The following is a 21331-nucleotide window of genomic DNA, read 5'->3' on the forward strand; positions in this document are numbered from 1 at the left end:
TGCAACATCCGTATATCTTCTGTAAGACCGCCCGCACCCCGTTGAACTACAGTGCGACGTCTTGAGGAATTCCTACATGCATAAGAACTTCGCGTTGTACGTGCTGGCAGCCGCCGCCGCGCTGTCGTCGACGGCGGCCCTGGCCCGCGTCAATGTCGATATTGGAATCGGCGTGCCTGTTGCACCGGTTTATGTCGAGCCCGCGCCGGTCTATGCTCCGGCGCCGGTATACGCCCCGCCCCCGCCGCCGGCTTACTACGCACCGCCGCCCGTCTATGTCGCGCCGCAACCGGTCATCGTTGCACCGGGCTACTACGACGATGGGCGCGGCCGCGAATGGCAGGAACGCCAATGGCGCGAACAACGCTGGCGCGAGCGTGAATGGCGCCGGCATCATCGTCGCGATTACGACGATTGATCCTGCACCGGGACGCGCTCAAGCGGCCTTCTTGGCCAGACCCAGGTAGGTTTCGATCACGCGCGGATTCACGGCCAATTCCTGCGCCGGGCCTTCGAGCGTCATGTCGCCCGTTTCCAGCACATAACCGTAATCGGCCACCTGCAGGGCAGCACGCGCATTCTGTTCGATCAGCAGCGTTGCCACGCCGGTTTTGCGCAGGTCGCTGATGATGTGGAAGATCTCTTTGACGATGAGCGGCGCGAGGCCGAGGCTGGGCTCATCCAGCATCAGCAACTGCGGCTTGGCCATCAACGCGCGGCCCACGGCCAGCATCTGACGCTCGCCGCCGGACAGCGTGCCGGCTTCCTGCGTGCGGCGCTCTTTCAGACGCGGGAACAAGTCGTACACCACCTCCATCTGGTCGAGGTAGTTGCGCTCGCCCGCACGCTTGCGGCGGTACGCGCCAAGCACGAGGTTGTCTTCCACGCTCATGGTGGCAAACAGCTCACGCTTTTCCGGAACGAGGCACATGCCGCGTGCCACACGCTTTTCCACCGGCAGACCGCTCAGGTTGTGGCCGAGATACGACACCACGCCGCTGGCCGAACCGTTGGTCGGTAGTGCGCCCATGACGGCGCCGAGCATGGTCGATTTGCCCGCGCCGTTCGGGCCGATGACGGTCACGATCTGGCCCGCCTCGACCTTCAGGTTGGCCCCGTGCAGCGCTTCCACCTTGCCGTAGCGGACGTGCAGGTCCTTCACTTCCAGGATGACTGACATGCGCGTTCTCCTTATTCCACGCCGCCCAGGTAGGCTTCCAGCACCGCGGGGTTCTGCTGCACTTCCTGCGGCAGCCCTTCGGCGATCTTGGTACCGAATTCCATGACGACCAGCCGGTCGGTGAGGTTCATGACGAAGTCCATGTCGTGCTCGACCAGCAGCACGCTCATGCCTTCGGCCTTGAGCTTGGTGAGCAGCGCAGCCAGCGCCTGCTTTTCCTTGTAGCGCAGGCCGGCGGCCGGCTCATCGAGCAGCAGCAGCGCCGGGTCGCAACACAGCGCGCGAGCAATCTCCAGAATGCGTTGCTGACCCAGCGCGAGGCTGCCGGCCTCCTGGTACATGCAATCGGCCAGACCCACGCGCTCCAGTTGGCGGCGCGCTTCAAACAGCAGCTTCTGCTCTTCGGCCTGGTTCATGCGCACCACGCTGGCGAGCACACCGCCCTGCGCCGCAAAATCGCCGCGCAGGTGCGCGCCTAGCGCGACGTTTTCCAGCACCGTCATGCCCGACAGCAATTGCACATGCTGGAAGGTGCGGCCGATACCGCGTTTGACGATCTCGCGCGAAGGCTTGCCGCTGATGCGCTCGCCGCGGTAGAGCACCTCGCCACGCGTGACTGGCAGCACGCCGGTCACGAGGTTGAAGGTGGTCGACTTGCCCGCGCCATTGGGGCCGATCAGGCCGATGATCTCGCCGGCCTTCACCTGGAAGCTCACGTCATTCACGGCAACCAAGCCGCCAAACTCCTTGCGCGCGGCGCGTACGTCGAGGATCAGTTCACCGGCTTGCGGCTTCTCGCGCTGCTTCAGTGCCGGCGCGTCCTCGGGTGCGTGGGCCGTGGGGGCCGATGGGAAAAGCTTGCGGATGAACGGCCAGACGCCGTCACGCGCGTACTGCAACAACAGCACCAGCAGCACGCCGAACACGATGATCTCGAAGTTGCCGTTGGAGCCCAGCAACTTCGGCAGGACGCTCTGCAGGCTGTCTTTCAGGATGGTCAGCAAACCCGCGCCAAGCACCGCGCCCCACACGTGGCCCACGCCGCCGACCACCGCCATGAACAGGTATTCGATGCCGTAGTTCAGACCGAACGGCGTGGGGTTCACCGCGCGCTGCAGATGCGCATAGAGAAAGCCCGAAATGCACGCCAGCACCGCCGCAAACACGAAGATCACCACCTTCATCCACGCGGTGTTCACGCCCATCGCCTCGGCCATGGTGCCGCCGCCCTTGAGCGCGCGGATGGCGCGGCCCGGGCGCGAATTCAGCAGGTTCTGCACCGCCAGCACCGCCACGACAACGACAGCCCAGATCAGGTAGAACATCTCACGGCCGGTCTGTAACGATTTACCCAGCACGTTCAGCACCGGAATGCCGTTCAGCCCGTCGTACTTGCCGAGGAATTCCAGGTTGCCGAACAGGAAGAAGAGCGACAGGCCCCAGGCAATCGTCGCCAGCGGCAGGTAGTGCCCCGACATGCGCATCGTGATCAGGCCGATCACGTAGGCGCTGACCACGGTGATAACCAGCCCGGCCAGCAGGCCGATCCACGGCGAGACACCGTACTGCGTTGTCAGATAGGCGGTGCTGTATGCACCGAGGCCGACGAACGCCGCTTGCCCGAACGAGGTCAGCCCGCCCACCCCCGTGAGCAGCACCAGCCCCAGCGCCACGAGGCTATACAGCCCGATGTAGTTCAGCAGCGTGATCCAGAACTCGGGCGTGGGGACGATCGGGATCAACACCAGCACGACGACGAACAACGCGGTCAGCACGCGGTTGCGCGACAGCCAGCCGCGCTGCGCCGTGCCTTCGGAAGATTTGGTCAGCGTGTTCATCGACTTATTCCTCTTCCTCGACATGCTTGGTGGTGAGCGATCGCCACAGCAGCACCGGAATGATGAGCGTGAACACGATCACCTCCTTGAACGCCGACGCCCAGAACGATGAATACGACTCCAGCAGCCCCACCAGCAGCGCGCCCAGTGCCGCCACCGGATAGCTCACCAGTCCGCCCACGATGGCCCCGACAAAGCCCTTCAGGCCGATCAGGAAACCGGACTCGTAATAAACCGTGGTGAGCGGCGCAATCAGGATGCCGCACAGGGCGCCCAACGCCGCCGCCAGCGTGAACGCCAGGCGCCCCGCTTGCGTGGTGCCGATGCCGACCAGCCGCGCACCGAGCCGGTTCACCGCCGTCGCGCGCAGCGCCTTGCCCGACACCGTGCGGCCAAAGTAGAAGTACAGCCCCACGATCATCAGCACCGACACGGCCACCACCCACAGGCTTTGGCCCGACACGCTGAGCGCGCCCAGGTCAAAGCGCGCATCGGAAAACGCATCCGTGCGCGAGCCTTCCGCGCCGAACATCACAAGGCCGAGGCCCACCATCGCAAAGTGCACGCCGACCGAAACGATCAGCAGCACCAGCGTGCTGGCTTCGGCCAATGGCTCGTAGGCCAGGCGGTAGATCATCGGGCCCATGGGAATGACGATCAGCAGCGTCAACGCGACCTGCGCAATCATGGGCAACGTCATCGGGGCGAGCATGCGGGCAGCGACGTACACGGCAATCGGAAAGACAAGGTATTTGCCCGCATAGATGGCGCCGGTGCGCAGCGCATGCAGGCGCAGTTCCGGTTGCAGCAGCGTGCGGCCCATCTCGACGAGGAACGTCAGCACGCCCAGCGCGACCAGCATGCTGGCCGAGAGCGGCGCCTTGTTGGCCTGGATGGCCGCCAGCGTGAGCGCGCCATACGCCACGAATTCGCCCTGCGGGATGAAGATCACGCGCGTGACGGAAAACACCAGCACGAGCGCCAGCGCCAGCAGCGCGTAGATCGCGCCCGATGTCACGCCGTCTTGCGCCAGGATGGCGGCAATCGACAAGTCCATGAAGCTCCTCGTTCTTGTAGTCGTGGAGTTCGCACCGGATGTAGGCCGGGCAAGGGGGCGCCACGAGTTACGAGATAGTAAATTTCTTACGGCAGGATGAAATTGGCGACAACCCTAACGCGCCGCCCTGCTCCGCCGGCCGCTGGCCTTCGGAGGACTTTCCGCGGGCGCCTGCAGCATGGCAGACAAGCGCATCACGAACGTGCGCAGCGTGTGCTCCAGCTCGCCGCCGCGCTGCGCGTGAAACAGCGGTTGCAGATTCAGCGCGATCAACACCAGCACAAGTTGACCGCGCGCGCCAAACACCGGCAGCGACAGCGCGTTCACGCCCGGCAGCAGACTGCCCGACACCCACGATGCGCCTTCGGTGCGGACGTCTTCGCACAGGCGGTAGTAATCCGTCAGAGAGCGCGGCAGGCCGGGGAGATCGTCACGGGCACGCTCGTGCAGTTCGCGTTCAACGAGCGGCAGCGTCTGCTCCATCGGCTGATAGGCGCCGAACAGGCGGCCGGTGGCGGAATTGAGCATCGGCAGGACATCGCCGATGCGCAGGTTCACGCCAGGCGCGCCGCCGGCTTTTTCCCAATGCACGACGGTCGGGCCGCGATCGCTCCAGACGGCAATGCCGATGGTGTGACCGGTCTGGTCTCGCAAGCCGGCCAACAACGGCCGCGTGCGGACGATGGCATCGGAGCGGTTGAGGCTGGCAAAACCGAGGCGCAGCGCAAATGGGCCAAGTTCGTAGCGGCCAGTCAGCGGGTCCTGCGACACCGCACCGACCCGCTGCAGGCTGACCAGGTAGCGGTGCGCCTTGGACGGATGCATGCCCGCCGCACGTGCCAGATCGCCGAGCGCCATCGCCCGCATGGCACGCGTGAGCGCCACCAGCAATTGCGTGCCGACTTCGATGGATTGGATGCCCGAACGGTCACGGCTTGCGCGCGCGTCCCCTGCATCGCCATCGGGTGGCAGGTCGTCTTCGACTTCCGTGGTCTCCATGTCTCGGGGGCGTATTGGCTGGGGCTGGCCCGTGCTGGGCCGAGAAAGTGCTGCGAGCGTAGCACGCAGCCTCGCTCTGACGACTATTTTTTGATTTTTATGCATTGTAGAAACAATGCTTCTAATCATAATTCACGTATACCCTAGGCGCATCTCCAGACCCTGCGGTCTATGATTGCCAGCGTTCGGTATGGCCCGGTATTAGCGCACCCCAACCCTGGCGTTTGGGCCCATACACGTTGAAAGACAATTCCCCCAACCGTAATCCACTACACCAGGAGTGACAGAATGGCCAAAGCCTTCGCCTCGCAAGCCGACCTCGAGGCCAAACAAGTCACCTTCACCCAGCTCTCCCCCAACGCTTACGCCTACACCGCCGAGGGCGACCCCAACTCGGGCGTCATCATCGGCGACGACTCGGTGCTGATCGTCGACACCACCGCCACGCCTGCGATGGCGCAAGACCTGATCGCACGCATCCGCGCCATCACCGACAAGCCGATCAAGCACGTGGTGCTATCGCACTATCACGCGGTGCGCGTGCTGGGCGCGTCGGCGTACTTTGCCGAGGGCGCGCAGAACATCATTGCCAGCCGCGGCACGTACGAAATGATCGTCGAGCGCGGTGAAGCCGATATGAAGTCCGAGATCGAGCGCTTTCCGCGCCTGTTCGCGGGCGTTGAAACCGTGCCCGGCCTGACCTGGCCGACGCTGGTATTCGAGCGCGAACTCACGCTGTTCCTTGGCCAGCTGGAAGTGAAGATCCTGCACCTCGGCCCCGGCCACACGAAGGGCGACACGGTGGTGTGGATTCCGTCGCAGAAGGTGCTGTTCTCCGGAGACCTCGTCGAATACGACGCCGCCTGCTACTGCGGCGACGCGCAGCTCGAAGAATGGCCCGCCACACTCGATGCGCTGCGCGCGCTCGGCGCCGACAAGCTCGTGCCCGGCCGCGGCCCCGCGTTGCTCAATCCGACCGAGGTCGACAAGGGGCTCGCCTATACGCGGGATTTCGTGTCCACGCTGCTGCAACGTGGCAAGGAAGCCGTCGCGCAGAAGATGGACTTGAAGGCTGCCATGGCGCATACCCGCGCGGCCATGGACCCGAAATTCGGCAACGTCTTCATTTACGAGCACTGCCTGCCGTTTGACGTGACGCGCGCCTTTGACGAGGCCAGCGGCATCAAGCACCCGCGCATCTGGACAGCCGAGCGCGACAAGGAAATGTGGGCCGCCCTGCAAGGCTGAACATGAATCCCGACTTCCAGAATCGCATCTTCGCGTATGCGCCGTGCGCCGAGCAGCAGCCCGGCGCGGCACCTGCGGCCCGCCCCGTCGTCATCGTCGGCGCGGGGCCGGTGGGATTGGCAACGGCCATCGATCTGGCGCAGCAGGGTGTGGCCGTGGTCGTCGTTGACGACGATTGCACGCTGTCGACCGGCTCGCGCGCGATCTGTTTCTCCAAGCGGTCATTGGAGATTTTCGATCGGCTCGGCTGCGGCGACTGCATGGTCGACAAGGGCGTGAGCTGGAACGTCGGCAAGGTCTACCTGAAGGACGAACTGCTTTACAGCTTTGACCTGCTGCCCGAAACCGGCCACCGCCGGCCGGCCTTCATCAACCTCCAGCAATACTACGTCGAGGGTTTTCTCGTTGAACGCGCGCAAGCCCTGCCGAACATCGAACTGCGCTGGAAGAACAAGGTGACGGGCCTCACGCAGGATGCCGATGGCGTGACGCTCAGCATCGAGACGCCCGACGGCACGTACGAGCAGCGCGCGCAATACGTGGTCGCCGCCGACGGCTCGCGCAGCCCGGTGCGGCACATGATGGGCCTCGAAGCCCGCGGCCAGACGTTCAAAGACCGCTTCCTGATCGCCGACGTGCGCATGGATGCGCCCTTCCCGAGCGAGCGCTGGTTCTGGTTTGATCCGCCGTTCCACCCGAATCAATCGGTGCTGCTGCACCACCAGCCCGACAACGTCTGGCGCATCGATTTCCAGCTCGGCTGGGACGCCGATCCCGTGGCCGAGAAACAACCCGAGCGCGTCATCCCACGCGTGCGCGCGCTGCTGGGGGAGGGCGTCGATTTCGAACTGGAATGGGTCAGCGTCTATACGTTCTCGTGCGAACGCATGGACCGCTTCCGCCACGGCCGCGTGCTCTTTATCGGCGATGCGGCACACCGCGTCTCGCCGTTCGGCGCACGTGGCGCCAACAGCGGTTTGCAAGACGCCGAAAACCTCGCGTGGAAATTGCGCATGGTGCTGGCCGGCGATGCGCCCGACACGCTGCTCGACACCTACGCGAGCGAGCGCGAGTTTGCCGCCGACGACAACATCCGCCACTCCACCCGCTCGACCGATTTCATCACGCCCAAGAGCGCCGTCAGCCGGCTCTTTCGCGATGCCACGCTGCGCCTGGCCAAGCACTATCCGTTTGCGCGGACGCTGGTCAACAGCGGGCGGCTCTCGATGCCGACGGTGCTTGAAGGTTCTCCGTTGCAGACAGCGGATGAGGCGCCTTTCGCCTGCACGCTCGTGCCCGGCGCTGTCGCACTCGATGCGCCGGTACGCCAGGCCGATGGCCGCGCGGATTGGCTCCTCAGCCATCTGCACGGCGGCTTCACCGCGCTGCGCTTCTCCGGCGCGGGAGAACACGTCGATGCGCTACCGCTGTCGACGCTGGCCATCTTCCCGGCTGGCGGCATGGGCACAGTCTCGGCCAACGTGACGGCGCTGGAAGACATCGACGGGCTGGTCGCGCAACGCTATGACGCACGCCCCGGCACGATTTATCTTGTCCGCCCGGACCAGCACGTCTGCGCACGCTGGCGCGCGCTTGTGCCGGCCAAGCTGGCCGCCGCGTTGCTCCGCGCCACCGGCCAGACCGCGCCTGCGGCAACGTCGCGCGCGGCCGTCTCCGCTTGAGCCAATACCGCGATCACCATGCCGCTGAACACGCAACCCAACCTGCCTCGCCCGGACGATTTCTACGAGGCGCTGATCGATGCGCACCGCAACCTGAGCGACGAGCAGAGCGCGATGCTCAATGCGCAATTGATTCTGCTGCTCGCAAACCATATCGGCGACATGGCGGTCCTGCGCGAAGCGCTGACCGCGGCGCGACTGGCATTGCCTGCCGGGGCCGCCTGAGCGCGGTCGCGTTTCAACAATCCAACACTTACGTTTGATCGTACTTGCGAGTGCGCAAAGCGCGGTGCTAGTATCCGCCCCGCTTACCGATCAACCATTTTGCATAGGAGGAAAAAACATCATGCGTCACCTTGCTTTCCCCTTTGCAGGCCCTTGCCTGGGTTGATCGAATCTCTCGCGCTGTAGTTCGCAGCGTCTTCGCATTGCCCCGGCCTTCGGCCTGCCACATCAGATTTTTCTTCAGACCTGATATGGACCATTCATGGGCAATTGCATCTTGCATTTGTTCGACGGCGTCTCGCTGATCGCCTCGGACGACACCTGGATCGAAGGCGACGCGATCCGACAACTTCAAACCACCAAAGCGCTCGACGGCGTGCGCCATGTGGCCGGCATGCCCGACCTGCATCCCGGTCGCGGTTATCCCGTTGGCGCCGCATTTTTCTCCGTTGGCCGCCTGTATCCGGCGCTGATCGGCAACGACATCGGCTGCGGCATGACGCTGTGGTCGACCGACCTCGATGCCAGCAAAGTCAGCCTCGACAAGCTTGAAAAGCGTCTGGGCAACATCGATACGCCGCTCGACGAAAGCTGGCGCGAGCTTGCCGCCGCGTTGGCGCCGGCGGATACGGGCTTCGATGCCGCGCTGGGCACCATCGGCGGCGGCAACCACTTTGCAGAGCTGCAGCGCATCGATGAGATCTACGATGCAGAGGAACTGCCGCTGGACCCGCGCCAGCTTCTGCTGCTCGTGCATAGCGGCTCGCGCGGGCTCGGCCAAGCCATCCTCGATGAGCACGTGCGCGCGTATGGGCACGCCGGGCTCGCGCAGGACGATGCGGCGTGCGCCGCCTATCTGACGCGCCACGACACGGCGCTGCACTTTGCCAAGGCCAACCGCGAACTGATTGCGCGTCGCATGCTTGATCGCCTGCACGCGCAGGGCAAGGCGCTGCTCGACGTGCATCACAACTTTGTCGCACCGGCCACGGTGTTTGGCGAACGCGGCTGGCTGCATCGCAAGGGCGCGACGCCGTCGGATGCCGGCGTGGTCGTCATTCCCGGTTCGCGCGGCGATTACAGCTACCTCGTCGCGCCACGCCCGAGCGAGCACGGCTTGTTTTCGCTCGCCCACGGCGCGGGCCGCAAGTGGATGCGCAGCGAGTGCAAGGACCGGCTGGTCCGCCGCTTCACGCCTGCGCAGCTCAATCGCACAAAGCTCGGCGGCCACGTCATCTGCGAAGACAAGCAGTTGATTTACGAAGAAGCGCCCGAAGCCTACAAGCCGATCGAAAGCGTGATCGCGCCGCTGGTGGACGCTGGCCTGGTCAAGGTGCTCGCGCGCCTGCGCCCGGTGTTGACGTACAAGACGCGTGGGGAGTGCTGCTGATGGTGTTGCTGCAACTCTCTTCTGCGCAAGGTCCAGCCGAATGCGAGCTGGCCGTGGCGAAAGCACTGGACCGCCTGCAACGCGAATCCGCAAACGCGGGCGTCCAACTCGAACTGCTGGAACAGGGAGACGGTGAATACGCCGGCACGCTGCGTTCCGCCTTGATCAGCCTGGACGGCCATGCTGAGGAGACCGTGGCGCGAGCCTGGGAAGGCACGATCCAATGGACCTGCCCGAGCCCTTACCGACCGCGGCACGCGCGCAAGAATTGGTTCTTCGGGGTGGCGCGCTGTGCGGCGCCGTCGGAAACGCTACCGGGCGAGATCCGCTTCGAGACCACGCGTTCTTCGGGACCGGGCGGCCAGCATGTCAACAAGACGGAGTCGGCCGTGCGGGCCACGCATATCGCCACGGGCATCAGCGTGAAGGTGCAGACGGAGCGCAGCCAGCACGCCAACAAGCGGCTGGCGGTGCTGCTGCTCGCTCACAAGCTGGCGGAGCACGAAGCGGCTGCCGATGCGGCACAGCGTGCGCAGCGGCGCGCGCTCCATCACCAGTTGGAGCGCGGCAACCCGCGCCGCGTTTTCAAAGGCGAACGTTTTGCGCCGGCAGACTAGCGCGCAGCGTGCCGGATTCCGGCAAGCTGGCCGCGCCGGTACTCGCCTTGCCGCTCCAGCATCCAACCCGGGTATTCGGGCGGAAGCTTGCTGAGTTCATCGAGCTGCGACAGCTCTTCCGCCGTCAACTCAACCTTGGTGGCAGCGATGTTGTCGTCGAGCTGTTCGATCTTCTTCGCACCGACGATCACGGTGGTGACCGCGCGTTGATGCAGCAGCCAGGCGAGCGCAATCTGCGCGACCGACACGCTGCGCACCGTGGCCATGACGCGCATGGCATCGACGCAGGTGTAGGCGCGCGCCTGGTCCACCGGCGGGAAGTCGAACTTGTTGCGGCGGCTGTCTTGCTCGCCGTGCTGCTCGCGCGTGTATTTGCCGCTGAGCAGCCCGCCGGCCAGCGGGCTCCAGACCATCAGGCCGAGGCCTTCGCTGTGGAGCATCGGCACGAGTTCGCGCTCGAGGTCGCGGCCGGCGACGGTGTAATACGCCTGCAGGCTTTCGAAGCGCGCACAGCCCAGGCGTTCCGCAATCCCCAACGCCTTGACGATCTGCCACGCCGCCCAATTCGATACGCCCACATAGCGCACATGACCGTGCTGGACGAGCGTATCGAGCGCACGCACCGTTTCCTCGATGGGCGTGGCCGGGTCGAAACCATGGATCTGATAGAGGTCGATATGGTCGAGCTGCAGGCGCTTCAGGCTGGCCTTGATGCCGTCCATGATGTGGAAACGCGAAGCGCCGCGCGCATTCACGCTCTCACCGGTCTGGCCGAACACCTTGGTGGCGACGACCACGCTGTCGCGCGACACCTTCAGGTTCTTGAGCGCCTGCCCCGTGATCTGCTCGGCGACACCGTTGGCGTACACATCCGCCGTGTCGATGAAGTTGATGCCCGCGTCGAGCGCACGCCCGATCAGGCGCTCGGCATCGGCCTGCTGCAAATCACCAATGTGCTGCCAGATGCCGTCGTTGCCGCCGAAGGTCATCGTGCCCAGGCACAGCTCCGATACGAACAGGCCGGTCCGGCCCAACTGGTTGTAACGCATGTGATCGACTCCAATACGGTGGGAATGGAATGCAGAGCGCACAGGCTCAGATCTCAGATGCGAGAGACAACGCAGAGGATAGGACGGACTGGCTGATCCTGCAGAGCGCTCAGTCAGATGCGGATGCGGATGCGGGGTGATGCCCAAGACGCGACGAGATCGCCGCCCCTGCCTGCTGCAGCAGCGCGACGTAATGCGCCTTGGTATCGGCGCCGCAACGCATGGTCGGGAACGAGATCGACAGCCCCGCAATCACGCGGCCAAAGCGATCGAATACCGGCACGGCGATGCACAGCAATCCGTCTTCCTGCTCTTCGTTGTCTTCGCCAAAACCTTGCTGGCGCACACGCGGCAGGATGCTCAGCACGGCCTCGGCCGAAGCGAGCGTCTTCTGCGTGGACTTCTTGAACTCGACCTTCGACAGCACCTCGCGTGCCTCTTCCGGCGGCATGTAGGCCAGCAGCACCTTGCCGATGGCCGTGCTGTGCAGCGGATTACGCCGGCCGATGCGCGACTGCATGCGCAAGCCGTAATCGGCATCGATCTTGTGGATGTAGATGATGGCGTCTTCGTCAAACGCGCCGAGGTGGACGGCCTCGCGTGTGAGCTGACCGATGCGGCGCATTTCGGTGTCGGCCTCGCGGACGAGGTCGACGTTTTCCAGCGCCTTGGCGCCAAGCTCGAACAAGCGGATGGTCAGCCGATACCGATCGGTGTCGCCTTCCTGTGCGACATAGCCGAGGCCTTTGAGCGACTGCAGGAAACGGTGCACGGTCGTCTTTGACATGCCAAGGCGCTGCGACAGTTCGCTCGGGCCAACGGCGCCAAGCTCCCCCATCGCGGCCAGGATGGTGAACACCTTGTCGACCGCCGAGACCGATTCGGCTTTATCCGCACCGGTATCGAGGGGTTCGTTGGCGGACGGATCTTCCGGCTTGCGTTGCCGGGGCGTGGCTTTCATCTCTCGTGGTTCCGTGATTTCAAAATCTGGAGAGAGCATAACCGGTCTCATACCGCGTTCCATCAATCCACCCGCCGATTTGCCTATCGCGCCAGCCAGCCGCCATCCACCGCGAGCGTGTGGCCGTGCACGTAATCCGATGCGGCCGAAGCCAGAAACACCACGGCGCCGGCAAGGTCGTCGGGCACGCCCCAGCGCCCGGCCGGAATACGCGCAAGGATCTCTTCGCTGCGCTGCCGGTCTTCGCGCAGTTGCGCTGTGTTGTCGGTTTCCATGTAGCCCGGCGCGATGGCGTTGACGTTGATGCCACGCCCCGCCCACTCGTTGGCCAGCAGCCGGGTGAGCCCCAGCACGCCGCTCTTGGATGCCGTGTAAGACGGCACGCGAATGCCGCCCTGGAACGACAGCATCGACGCCACGTTGATGATCTTGCCGCGCCCGCCTTGCTGCACGAACTGCCGCGCCACCGCCTGCGAGAGAAAGAACACGCCCTTGAGGTTGACGTCGATGACCGCATCCCAATCGGCTTCGGAAAATTCCAGCGCGTCACAGCGGCGGATGATGCCGGCGTTGTTGACGAGGATGTCGACGCGGCCGAAGGTGTCCATCGCGGCTTCGACAATGCTGCCGATCGGCTCCAGCGAAGACAGATCGGCGCGCACGTCGACGAACCGGCGGCCGGCCGCTTCCACGCGCGCGGCCGTCTGCGCCGGGTCGGAGCGGTTGGCCCCGACGATGTCGCAACCAGCCGCCGCGAGCGCCGTCGCCATGCCCGCGCCCAACCCCGTGTTGCTGCCGGTGACGATGGCCACCTTGCCGGTCAGGTCGAACAGGCTTGCGCTCTGCAGATAGGGATTCTCGAGCCGCATGGTGTCAGCGCAAGTCGGCAATGGCGATGTGGTCCATGTCGTGGAACACCTGGTTCTCGCCGACCATGCCCCAGATGAAGGTGTACGCCTGGGTGCCCACGCCGGAGTGGATCGACCAGCTTGGCGAGATCACCGCCTGCTCGTTGTGGACGAGGATGTGGCGCGTCTCCTGCGGCTCGCCGAGCATGTGGAACACGGCGGCGTTGTCCGGCAGGTTGAAATAGAAATAGACCTCCATGCGACGCTCGTGCGTGTGGCACGGCATGGTGTTCCACAGGCTGCCGGGCTCCAGCTTGGTCATGCCCATCGACAGCTGGCAGGTGGGCAGCACGTCCGGCACGATGAACTTGTAGATCGTGCGACGGTTGCTCGTGGCCGGATCGCCCAGCGTTTCGGGCGACGCCTGCGCCAGCGTGATCGTGCGCGTGGGATACGCCGTATGGGCCGGCGCGCAGTTGATGTAGAACTTGGCCGGCCGCGCTGCATCGTCGCTGCCGAAGACGACATTCTGGCCTCCCTGGCCGATGTAGATGGCCTCTTCATTGCCAACGGCGTGCCGCGTGCCATCGACTTCCACCCAGCCCGCGCCGCCAATGTTGATCGCGCCCAGCTCGCGGCGCTCCAGCAGATGGCTCACGCCCATCGACTTGGCCAGCGATGTCGGCACCTCCACCGGCCGCGTGGCCGGCCATGCGCCGCCAACGATGATCCGGTCGATATGGCTGTACGTCAGCTGAAGCGCATCGCGCTCAAACACCTGCTCCACCAGAAATTGCCGGCGCAGCCCCGCCGTGTCGAGGGTCTTTGCGTGTTCGCTGTGGATTCCTTGCCGCACTTCCATGCCGTTTCTCCGTTGGGGATGCGCCGGCATGTACTGCGCCGCCGGCCGTTCTGGGTTGGATTGAAGCACAAAAAACAGAAATACGGAACGTCGATCCATATTTTTGAGATGAAGCCGAAATCAAGCTGGGTCACGCTGCGCCGCACACATTTGCGCCTGAGGGTAAACGATAAATCCACGACGTCAAAAAACATGGAACATCGTTCCACATCATCCGCTATAGTCACTCCACGATGCTGGACCCTGACCAACCGAGCCCATAGAGGCTCATGGAGGAGACGTGAAGATCAAGAAGGCGATTGACCGCATTCCGGGCGGGCTGATGCTCGTGCCGCTGCTGCTGGGCGCATGCGTGCATACGTTCGCGCCCGATGCCGGGAAGTACTTCGGCTCGTTCACCAACGGCCTGATCACCGGCACGGTGCCGATCCTGGCGGTGTGGTTCTTCTGCATGGGCGCGACCATCGACCTGCATGCCACCGGCGTGGTGCTGCGCAAGTCCGGCACGCTGCTCGTCACCAAGATTGCCGTGGCGTGGCTGGCGACGCTGGTGGCTGCGCAGTTCATCCCGGACGAAGGCATCAAGACCGGCATCCTTGCCGGGCTGTCGGTGCTGGCAATCACCACGTCGATGGACATGACCAACGGCGGGCTCTACGCCGCGGTCATGCAGCAGTACGGCACCAAGGAAGAAGCCGGCGCATTCGTGCTGATGTCGGTCGAATCGGGCCCGCTGGTCAGCATGCTGATCCTGGGGGCCACGGGCGTTGCGGTGTTCGAGCCTCGGTTGTTCGTGGGGGCGGTGCTGCCGTTCCTGATCGGCTTTACGCTGGGCAACCTCGACAGTGAATTGCGCGAGCTGTTCGGCCGCTGCGTGCATCCGCTCATTCCTTTCTTCGGCTTTGCGCTGGGCAACGGCATCGACCTGCACGTGATTGCCAACAGCGGGCTCCCGGGCCTGCTGCTCGGCCTGACGGTGATCGTCATCACAGGCGTGCCGCTGATTCTGGCGGATAAGTTCATCGCCGGCGGCAATGGCGCGGCAGGGCTGGCGGCCTCCTCCACGGCCGGAGCGGCGGTCGCCAACCCGGCCATCATCGGCGAGATGATTCCCCGCTTCAAACCCATGGTGCCGGCTGCCACGGCGCTGGTGGCCACGGCGTGCCTCGTCACGGCGATTCTCGTGCCAATCCTGACCGCGATGTGGGTGCGGCGTGTGGGCCGCGCGGCCCCGTTGCCCGAGCCGGAAACCGCGAGCCTGCCGCCCCAGGCCGCGCATCGCGAAGCCCATTTCTGACCCCGCCTGCGATGCAGCGCACACACCATCAGAGAGGAGATTGCCCATGCTGTTGCACACGTTTGTCCGCTGCATTGCGGGCGTTGCGATGACCGTCGCGCTCGCTGCCGGCAGCGCCCTCGCCCATGCGGCCACCGATGCCGACACGGTTGCGCAAGCCGTGGAGCGACTGCGCGTTGCCATGGTCGCCAGCGATGGCGCCACGCTCACCAAGATGATCGAGAACGATCTGACCTACGGCCACTCGTCGGGCAAGCTGGAAGACCGCGCAGCCTTCCTCAAGACGCTGGACGGCACGAATTCATTCAAGTCGATTGCGCTGACCAACCAGACCGTGCAGGTCAACGGCGACAACGCCTGGGTGCGCCACGTGTTCGACTCCGTCAACAACCTGCCCGACGGCAAGACGAGCACCGCGCATATCGGCGTGTTGCAGGTGTGGAAGAAGCATCCGGACGGCTGGCGCCTGTTTGCGCGTCAGGCCTACCTGCTGCCCAAAGAATGAGCGGCGCCGCTTTCCCCGGGCGCCTGGCGGGCAAGACGGCGCTCGTGACAGCCGCTGCGCAAGGCATCGGCCGCGCCTGCGCCGAGCGCTTCGCCCGCGAAGGCGCCCGCGTCATCGCCACCGACCTGCGCATCGATGCATTGAACGATGTGCCGTTCGAGGTCCGCCGCCTCGACGTGCGCGATACCCAACAGGTCAATGCGCTCGCTGCCGAGCTTGGCGGCATCGACATCCTCTTCAACTGCGCGGGCTTCGTGCACGCCGGCTCGGTGCTGGAGTGCGATGAGGATGCGTGGGATTTCTCGTTCGACCTCAACGTCAAGTCGATGTACCGCACCCTGCGCGCGTTCCTGCCGGGCATGCTGGAACGCGGCGGCGGCAGTGTCATCAACATGTCGTCCGCCGCGTCGAGCATCAAGGGCGTGCCGAACCGCTTTGTGTATGGCGCATCGAAGGCGGCGGTGATCGGGCTGACCAAATCCGTGGCGGCAGACTTTGTGGCGCGCGGTATCCGCTGCAATGCGATCTGCCCCGGCACGGTGGTATCGCCATCGCTCACCCAGCGTATCGATGAACAAGCCCGCGCTCAGGGCAAACCGCGCGCGGAAGTTGAAGCCGCGTTCGTCGCACGCCAGCCGATGGGGCGCCTCGGGCAGCCGGAAGAGATTGCCGCGCTGGCCGCGTATCTGGCTTCCGACGAAGCCGCCTTCACGACCGGGCAAGTCCACCTGATCGACGGCGGCTGGTCAAATTGATACCTTGATGCCTTTCCCCCAACCGATCTGAGCCTTTCATGAAACTGCTGCGCTTCGGCCCCCAGGGCCAAGAAAAACCCGGCCTGCTCGATGCAACCGGCACCCTCCGTGATCTGTCGGGCATCGTCGACGACATTGCAGGCGATGTGCTGTCGGATGCATCGCTCGCCCGGCTGCGCGAGGTGGACCCTGCCACGCTGCCGGCCGTCAGCGGCCAACCCCGCATTGGCCCGTGCGTCGGGCGTGTCGGCAAGTTCATCTGCATCGGGTTGAACTACGCCGACCACGCCGCGGAATCCGGCCTGCCGGTACCGTCCGAGCCGGTCGTCTTCAACAAATGGACCAGCGCCATCTGCGGCCCGAACGACGACATCGAGATCCCGCGCGGCTCCGTCAAGACCGACTGGGAAGTCGAACTGGGCGTGGTCATCGGAAAGCCCGCCAAGTACATCGACGAAGCCAACGCGCTGGACTACGTGGCCGGCTATTCCATCGTCAACGACGTTTCCGAGCGCGAATGGCAGATCGAGCGCGGCGGCCAGTGGGACAAGGGCAAGGGCTTCGACACGTTCGGCCCGCTGGGGCCGTGGCTGGTCACGCGCGACGAGGTGCCCGACCCGCAGGCGCTGGACCTCTGGCTGGAGGTGGACGGCCACCGCTATCAGAACGGCAATACGCGGACGATGGTGTTTGGCGTCGCGCAACTCGTGGCGTATCTGAGCCGCTGCATGAGCCTGCAGCCCGGCGATGTCATCTCGACAGGCACGCCGCCGGGCGTGGGCCTGGGCATCAAGCCGAACCCGGTCTACCTCAAGCCTGGGCAGACCATGCGCCTGGGCATCGCCGGCTTGGGCGAACAGTTGCAACGCACGGTCTCGGCCAGCTGACGCCTAGCCTTCCAGTTCGGCAAAGCGCTGCGCAACGAGGTTGCGCAGCCACTGGTTGCCGGCGTCCTGATGGAAACGCCGGTGCCAGAAGACATTCGTCTGCAACGCCGGCAGCTTGAGCGGCGGCGCCACAAACTCCAACCCGAACGGCGGCGCCGCGCGCTCGGCCAGCTTGCGCGGCACCGTCACCACCAGATCCGTCGTGCTGACGATGTACGGCACCGCCACGAAGTGCGGCACCGAAAAACGCGCCGACTGCGTGATCCCCGCCTTGTCGAGCTGCGGCCCGATCGCGTTGTACGGGCTGGCCGAACTCGCCACCACGAGGTGCGACGCGGCGCGAAAGCGCTCCAGCGTGAGCTTGCCTTCCGACAGCGCATGGCCGCGCCGGAACATCGTCACGTAATCCTGCCGGAACAGGCGACGCTGGAAGAGGCTCTCGCCGGAAAGATCATCGAACGCGCCAATGGCAAGGTCGATGGCGCCGGCCTCCATTTCGGCCTTCATGTCGAACCCGCCAGCCCGCATGGTATCGAGGCGCACACCGGGCGCCTGCTCGGCACATAACTGCGCCAGCACCGGCATGAAATACACCTCGCCGACATCGCTCATGGCAATCGTGAAGGTGCGCGTGGAAGTGGCCGCATCAAAATGCGTGCGCTGGCCGAAAGCGCGTTGCAGCGTGTCGAGCGCCGTGGCCACCGGTTCGGCCAACTGCTCGGCAAGTGCGGTCGGCATCATGCCGCGCGGGGTGCGCACGAAAAGTTCGTCATCGAAGGTCTGGCGCAGGCGCGACAGCGCGTTGCTCACCGCCGGCTGCGACAGACCAAGCCGCTCGGCCACGACGGAGATGCGCTTTTCGCGCAGGATTTCCTGAAACAGCACCAGCAGGTTCAGGTCGACATCCCGCAGATTGAGCATGGCAGCGCCACAACATTCACAATATCAATAGCGCTCATTCTCGCATTGATATTCCAAATTTTCATCTGATCCGGACAATACGCGCATACCAAGAATCCAGAACAGAGCGGCAACGCCGCCACCGGAGACCACCATGCGCCCTGCCCCCGCTGCTCATGAAGCGCCATCCACGCCCATCGACCTCGCCCGCCTGATCGACCAAGGCAAGGTCGGCGGCTTCCAGATCCTGCTGCTCGCCATCTGCGGTCTGTGCCTGATCATCGACGGCTTTGACGTGCAGGCCATGGGCTATGTGGCGCCCGCCATCATCAAGGACTGGAACATCACCACGGCCAGCCTCGGGCCGGTATTTGGCGCGGGGCTGTTCGGCATGCTGGTCGGCTCGCTGGTGTTTGGCGTGCTGGGCGACCGCTTCGGGCGGCGGCCGGTGCTGATCGTCGCGACGTTCTTTTTTGCGGTGTGCATGCTGGCCACCACGCAGGTAGAAACGGTGCAGGCGCTGCTGGTGCTGCGCTTTATCACGGGCCTGGGGCTGGGTTGCATCATGCCCAACGCGATGGCGCTGGCCGGCGAGTTCAGCCCCGCACGCACTCGAGTGACCTGGATGATGCTGGTGTCGTGCGGCTTTACCGTCGGCGCGGCACTGGGCGGCTTTGTGAGCGCGGCGCTGCTTTCACGCTTCGGCTGGCAGTCGGTGTTTCTGGTGGGCGGCCTTGTACCCCTCGCCATTGGCGCGATGATGGTGCTGTGGCTGCCGGAATCCTTGCAATACCTCGTGCTCAAGGGTGATTCGCAAACGCGCCATCAACGCCTGGCTCGCTGGCTGGGCAAGCTCGCCCCGCAACTTCAGGTGAACGCACAAACGCAATTCGTGGTGCCCGAGGCGCCCGCGCGGGGCATGCCGGTCTCCGCGCTCTTCACGGAAGGCCGCGCCAAGGTCACGCTCGTGCTGTGGGTCATCAACTTCATGAACCTGATCGACCTGTACTTCCTGTCGAACTGGCTGCCGACGCTGATTCGCGATGCCGGTTATCCGACGGATACCGCTGTGCTGGTGGCGACCGCGCTGCAGGTAGGCGGTGTGATCGGCACGCTCACGCTGGGCCGGTTGATCGATCGCCTGGGTTTTGTGCGGGTGCTGGCCGTGTGCTTCCTGATTGCCTGCGTCACCGTCGGTCTGATCGGCCATGTGGCGGCTGCGCTGCCCGTGCTCGTGGCGGTGGTGTTCGTGGCGGGCTTCTGCATCGTCGGCGGGCAGCCTGCGGTGAATGCGCTCGCCGCCACGTATTACCCCACCACGCTGCGCGCCACCGGCATCGGCTGGAGCCTCGGCGTGGGCCGCATCGGCTCCGTCATCGGCCCGGTGATCGGCGGACAACTGATTGCCATGCAGTGGAGCGGCCCGGCGTTGTTCTCGGCCGCTGCGGTGCCGGCGATGGTGTCGTTCGGCATGGTGCTGGCGCTTACGCTGGCCGCCAGTGGCCCGGACGCCGCACGCTTTGCCTCCGGTCGCGCAACCGGCAAGCCCGCCTGATGGCCCGGTAACGACTACGCTTTCCCTGAAGACGCTCCTGACTTTTTTTCCAAGGACTTCACCATGAACATGCTCGCCCCGACGGTCAAGAACGCATTCACCCCCGCGTCGCTGGACCGGCCCGCTTACCAGAGCGGCTTCGGCAACGAGTTCGCCACTGAGGCCCTGCCCGGCGCGCTGCCGCACGGCCAGAACTCCCCGCAGAAGGCGCCGTATGGCTTGTATGCGGAACAGATTTCCGGCACGGCGTTCACCGCCCCGCGCGCGCACAACCGCCGTTCGTGGCTGTATCGCATCCGTCCGGGCGCCGTGCATCTGCCGTTCGAAGCCATGGCGCAAGGCCGCTTCCACAGCAACTTCAACGAGGTGCCGCCCTCGCCCAACCAATTGCGCTGGGACCCGCTGCCCGCACCTGCCGCCGGCACCGATTTCATCGACGGCATCGTCACCTTCGCCGGCAACGGCGGGCCGGACGCGCAAACCGGCTGCGGCATCCACCTGTACGCCGCCAACGCGTCAATGACCGACCGCTTCTTCTACAACGCCGACGGCGAACTGCTGATCGTCCCGCAGCAAGGCCGCCTGCGCCTGCTGACGGAGATGGGCGTGGTCGATGTCGAACCGCTGGAGATTGTGGTCGTCCCACGCGGCGTGCGCTTCCGCGTCGGACTGCCGGATGGCGACGCACGCGGCTACATCTGCGAGAACTTCGGCGCGCCCTTCCGCTTGCCAGACCTCGGCGTGATCGGCTCAAACGGCCTGGCCAACCCGCGCGACTTCCTCACCCCGCACGCGTGGTACGAAGACCGCGAGGGTGACTTCGAACTCGTCGCAAAATTCCAGGGCAGCCTGTGGACCGCGAAGATCGGCCACTCGCCGCTGGACGTCGTGGCCTGGCACGGCAACCTCGCGCCGTACAAGTACGACCTGCGCCTGTTCAACACCATCGGCTCGATCAGCTACGACCACCCGGACCCGTCGATCTTCCTGGTGCTGCAAAGCCCGTCCGCCACGCCGGGCGTGGACACGATCGACTTCGTGATCTTCCCGCCGCGCTGGCTGGCCGCCGAAAACACGTTCCGCCCGCCCTGGTTCCACCGCAACGTCGCCAGCGAATTCATGGGCCTGATCCAGGGCGTGTACGACGCCAAGGCCGAAGGCTTCGTGCCCGGCGGCGCCAGCCTGCACAACTGCATGAGCGGCCACGGCCCCGACGCCGACACGTTCGAGAAAGCCAGCAACGGCGACACCACCAAGCCACACAAGGTCGACGCAACGATGGCCTTCATGTTCGAAACGCCAGCCGTGATCCGCCCCACGCGCTTCGCGGCGGAATCGGCGCAGTTGCAAGCCAAATATTTCGAATGCTGGCAAGGCCTGAAAAAGCACTTCGACCCGACCAAGCGTTAACCAAATCGACCTTGACGCCAAGGCAAGCGCCGCGAAGGTGTGGCCCTACCCTGCCCTAGATGGCGC

Annotated in this window: 21 protein-coding genes; 12 read left to right on the plus strand and 9 right to left on the minus strand. The window is 64.9% G+C overall.

What is annotated here, in order from left to right:
• Positions 1-76: 76 nt before the first annotated feature.
• Positions 77-418, plus strand: coding sequence for a hypothetical protein (locus tag FUT88_RS15715; RefSeq protein WP_147216496.1), 342 nt, complete (start codon positions 77-79; stop codon positions 416-418).
• A gap of 18 nt (positions 419-436) precedes the next feature.
• Here the strand turns inward: FUT88_RS15715 and FUT88_RS15720 are convergent, their stop codons facing one another.
• The 4 genes from FUT88_RS15720 to FUT88_RS15735 form a co-directional block, all read right to left on the minus strand.
• Complete coding sequence (locus FUT88_RS15720; RefSeq protein ID WP_147216498.1) at positions 437-1180, minus strand: ABC transporter ATP-binding protein; 744 nt, start codon at positions 1178-1180, stop codon at positions 437-439.
• 11 nt (positions 1181-1191) lie between these two features.
• Positions 1192-3018 (minus strand): ABC transporter permease subunit, encoded by a 1827-nt coding sequence (locus FUT88_RS15725; protein ID WP_147216500.1) that lies wholly within the window; start codon positions 3016-3018, stop codon positions 1192-1194.
• 4 nt (positions 3019-3022) lie between these two features.
• Positions 3023-4075: a branched-chain amino acid ABC transporter permease gene (locus FUT88_RS15730; protein WP_147216502.1), complete on the minus strand. Its 1053-nt coding sequence runs from the start codon at positions 4073-4075 to the stop codon at positions 3023-3025.
• A gap of 114 nt (positions 4076-4189) precedes the next feature.
• Positions 4190-5074: an IclR family transcriptional regulator gene (locus FUT88_RS15735; RefSeq protein ID WP_147216504.1), complete on the minus strand. Its 885-nt coding sequence runs from the start codon at positions 5072-5074 to the stop codon at positions 4190-4192.
• Between the two features lie 288 nt (positions 5075-5362).
• Between FUT88_RS15735 and FUT88_RS15740 the strand changes: the two genes are divergently transcribed.
• From FUT88_RS15740 to prfH, 5 genes are all read left to right on the plus strand, one after another.
• Positions 5363-6322, plus strand: a complete 960-nt coding sequence (locus tag FUT88_RS15740) for an MBL fold metallo-hydrolase (RefSeq protein ID WP_147216506.1) — start codon at positions 5363-5365, stop codon at positions 6320-6322.
• A gap of 2 nt (positions 6323-6324) precedes the next feature.
• Complete coding sequence (locus tag FUT88_RS15745; protein ID WP_147216508.1) at positions 6325-8004, plus strand: FAD-dependent oxidoreductase; 1680 nt, start codon at positions 6325-6327, stop codon at positions 8002-8004.
• Between the two features lie 18 nt (positions 8005-8022).
• Positions 8023-8229, plus strand: coding sequence for a DUF2783 domain-containing protein (locus tag FUT88_RS15750; protein WP_147216510.1), 207 nt, complete (start codon positions 8023-8025; stop codon positions 8227-8229).
• Between the two features lie 262 nt (positions 8230-8491).
• Positions 8492-9619 carry an RNA ligase RtcB family protein gene (locus tag FUT88_RS15755; protein WP_147216512.1) on the plus strand — a complete coding sequence of 376 codons (1128 nt, stop codon included), beginning with the start codon at positions 8492-8494 and terminating at the stop codon, positions 9617-9619.
• Positions 9619-10236, plus strand: a complete 618-nt coding sequence (prfH, locus tag FUT88_RS15760) for a peptide chain release factor H (protein ID WP_147216514.1) — start codon at positions 9619-9621, stop codon at positions 10234-10236. Before FUT88_RS15755 ends, prfH begins: the two co-directional genes overlap by 1 nt.
• Here prfH and FUT88_RS15765 read toward each other — a convergent pair.
• From FUT88_RS15765 to kduI, 4 genes are all read right to left on the minus strand, one after another.
• Positions 10233-11285, minus strand: a complete 1053-nt coding sequence (locus tag FUT88_RS15765; RefSeq protein ID WP_147216516.1) for an aldo/keto reductase — start codon at positions 11283-11285, stop codon at positions 10233-10235. The genes prfH and FUT88_RS15765 overlap by 4 nt on opposite strands.
• Before the next feature lie 109 nt (positions 11286-11394).
• The gene (gene kdgR, locus FUT88_RS15770) at positions 11395-12246 is read right to left on the minus strand and encodes a DNA-binding transcriptional regulator KdgR (protein ID WP_147216518.1); all 852 of its coding nucleotides are present in this window, start codon (positions 12244-12246) and stop codon (positions 11395-11397) included.
• 83 nt (positions 12247-12329) lie between these two features.
• Positions 12330-13115 (minus strand): 2-dehydro-3-deoxy-D-gluconate 5-dehydrogenase KduD, encoded by a 786-nt coding sequence (gene kduD / locus FUT88_RS15775; RefSeq protein WP_147216520.1) that lies wholly within the window; start codon positions 13113-13115, stop codon positions 12330-12332.
• 4 nt (positions 13116-13119) lie between these two features.
• Positions 13120-13956: a 5-dehydro-4-deoxy-D-glucuronate isomerase gene (gene kduI, locus FUT88_RS15780; protein WP_147216522.1), complete on the minus strand. Its 837-nt coding sequence runs from the start codon at positions 13954-13956 to the stop codon at positions 13120-13122.
• A 280-nt stretch (positions 13957-14236) separates the two neighbouring features.
• On the opposite strand from kduI, the gene kdgT reads away from it, so the two are divergent.
• From kdgT to FUT88_RS15800, 4 genes are read left to right on the plus strand one after another with little or no spacing between them, the layout of a single operon-like run.
• The gene (gene kdgT / locus FUT88_RS15785; protein WP_147216523.1) at positions 14237-15253 is read left to right on the plus strand and encodes a 2-keto-3-deoxygluconate transporter; all 1017 of its coding nucleotides are present in this window, start codon (positions 14237-14239) and stop codon (positions 15251-15253) included.
• Between the two features lie 46 nt (positions 15254-15299).
• The gene (locus FUT88_RS15790; RefSeq protein WP_222614273.1) at positions 15300-15758 is read left to right on the plus strand and encodes a nuclear transport factor 2 family protein; all 459 of its coding nucleotides are present in this window, start codon (positions 15300-15302) and stop codon (positions 15756-15758) included.
• Positions 15755-16513 (plus strand): SDR family oxidoreductase, encoded by a 759-nt coding sequence (locus tag FUT88_RS15795; protein WP_147216525.1) that lies wholly within the window; start codon positions 15755-15757, stop codon positions 16511-16513. The genes FUT88_RS15790 and FUT88_RS15795 overlap by 4 nt, the downstream gene beginning before the upstream one ends.
• Positions 16514-16551: 38 nt before the next feature.
• Positions 16552-17400: an ureidoglycolate lyase gene (locus tag FUT88_RS15800; protein ID WP_147216527.1), complete on the plus strand. Its 849-nt coding sequence runs from the start codon at positions 16552-16554 to the stop codon at positions 17398-17400.
• A 3-nt stretch (positions 17401-17403) separates the two neighbouring features.
• Here FUT88_RS15800 and FUT88_RS15805 read toward each other — a convergent pair whose 3' ends face one another.
• Complete coding sequence (locus tag FUT88_RS15805) at positions 17404-18321, minus strand: LysR family transcriptional regulator (RefSeq protein ID WP_147216529.1); 918 nt, start codon at positions 18319-18321, stop codon at positions 17404-17406.
• A gap of 133 nt (positions 18322-18454) precedes the next feature.
• Between FUT88_RS15805 and FUT88_RS15810 the strand changes: the two genes are divergently transcribed.
• Both FUT88_RS15810 and hmgA read left to right on the plus strand, forming a co-directional pair.
• Positions 18455-19855 carry an MFS transporter gene (locus tag FUT88_RS15810; protein WP_147216530.1) on the plus strand — a complete coding sequence of 467 codons (1401 nt, stop codon included), beginning with the start codon at positions 18455-18457 and terminating at the stop codon, positions 19853-19855.
• 63 nt (positions 19856-19918) lie between these two features.
• Positions 19919-21265, plus strand: a complete 1347-nt coding sequence (gene hmgA, locus FUT88_RS15815) for a homogentisate 1,2-dioxygenase (protein ID WP_147216532.1) — start codon at positions 19919-19921, stop codon at positions 21263-21265.
• Positions 21266-21331: the final 66 nt, after the last annotated feature.

It is taken from the genome of Ralstonia sp. TCR112, assembly GCF_007997035.1.
Lineage (GTDB): Bacteria > Pseudomonadota > Gammaproteobacteria > Burkholderiales > Burkholderiaceae > Ralstonia > Ralstonia edaphi.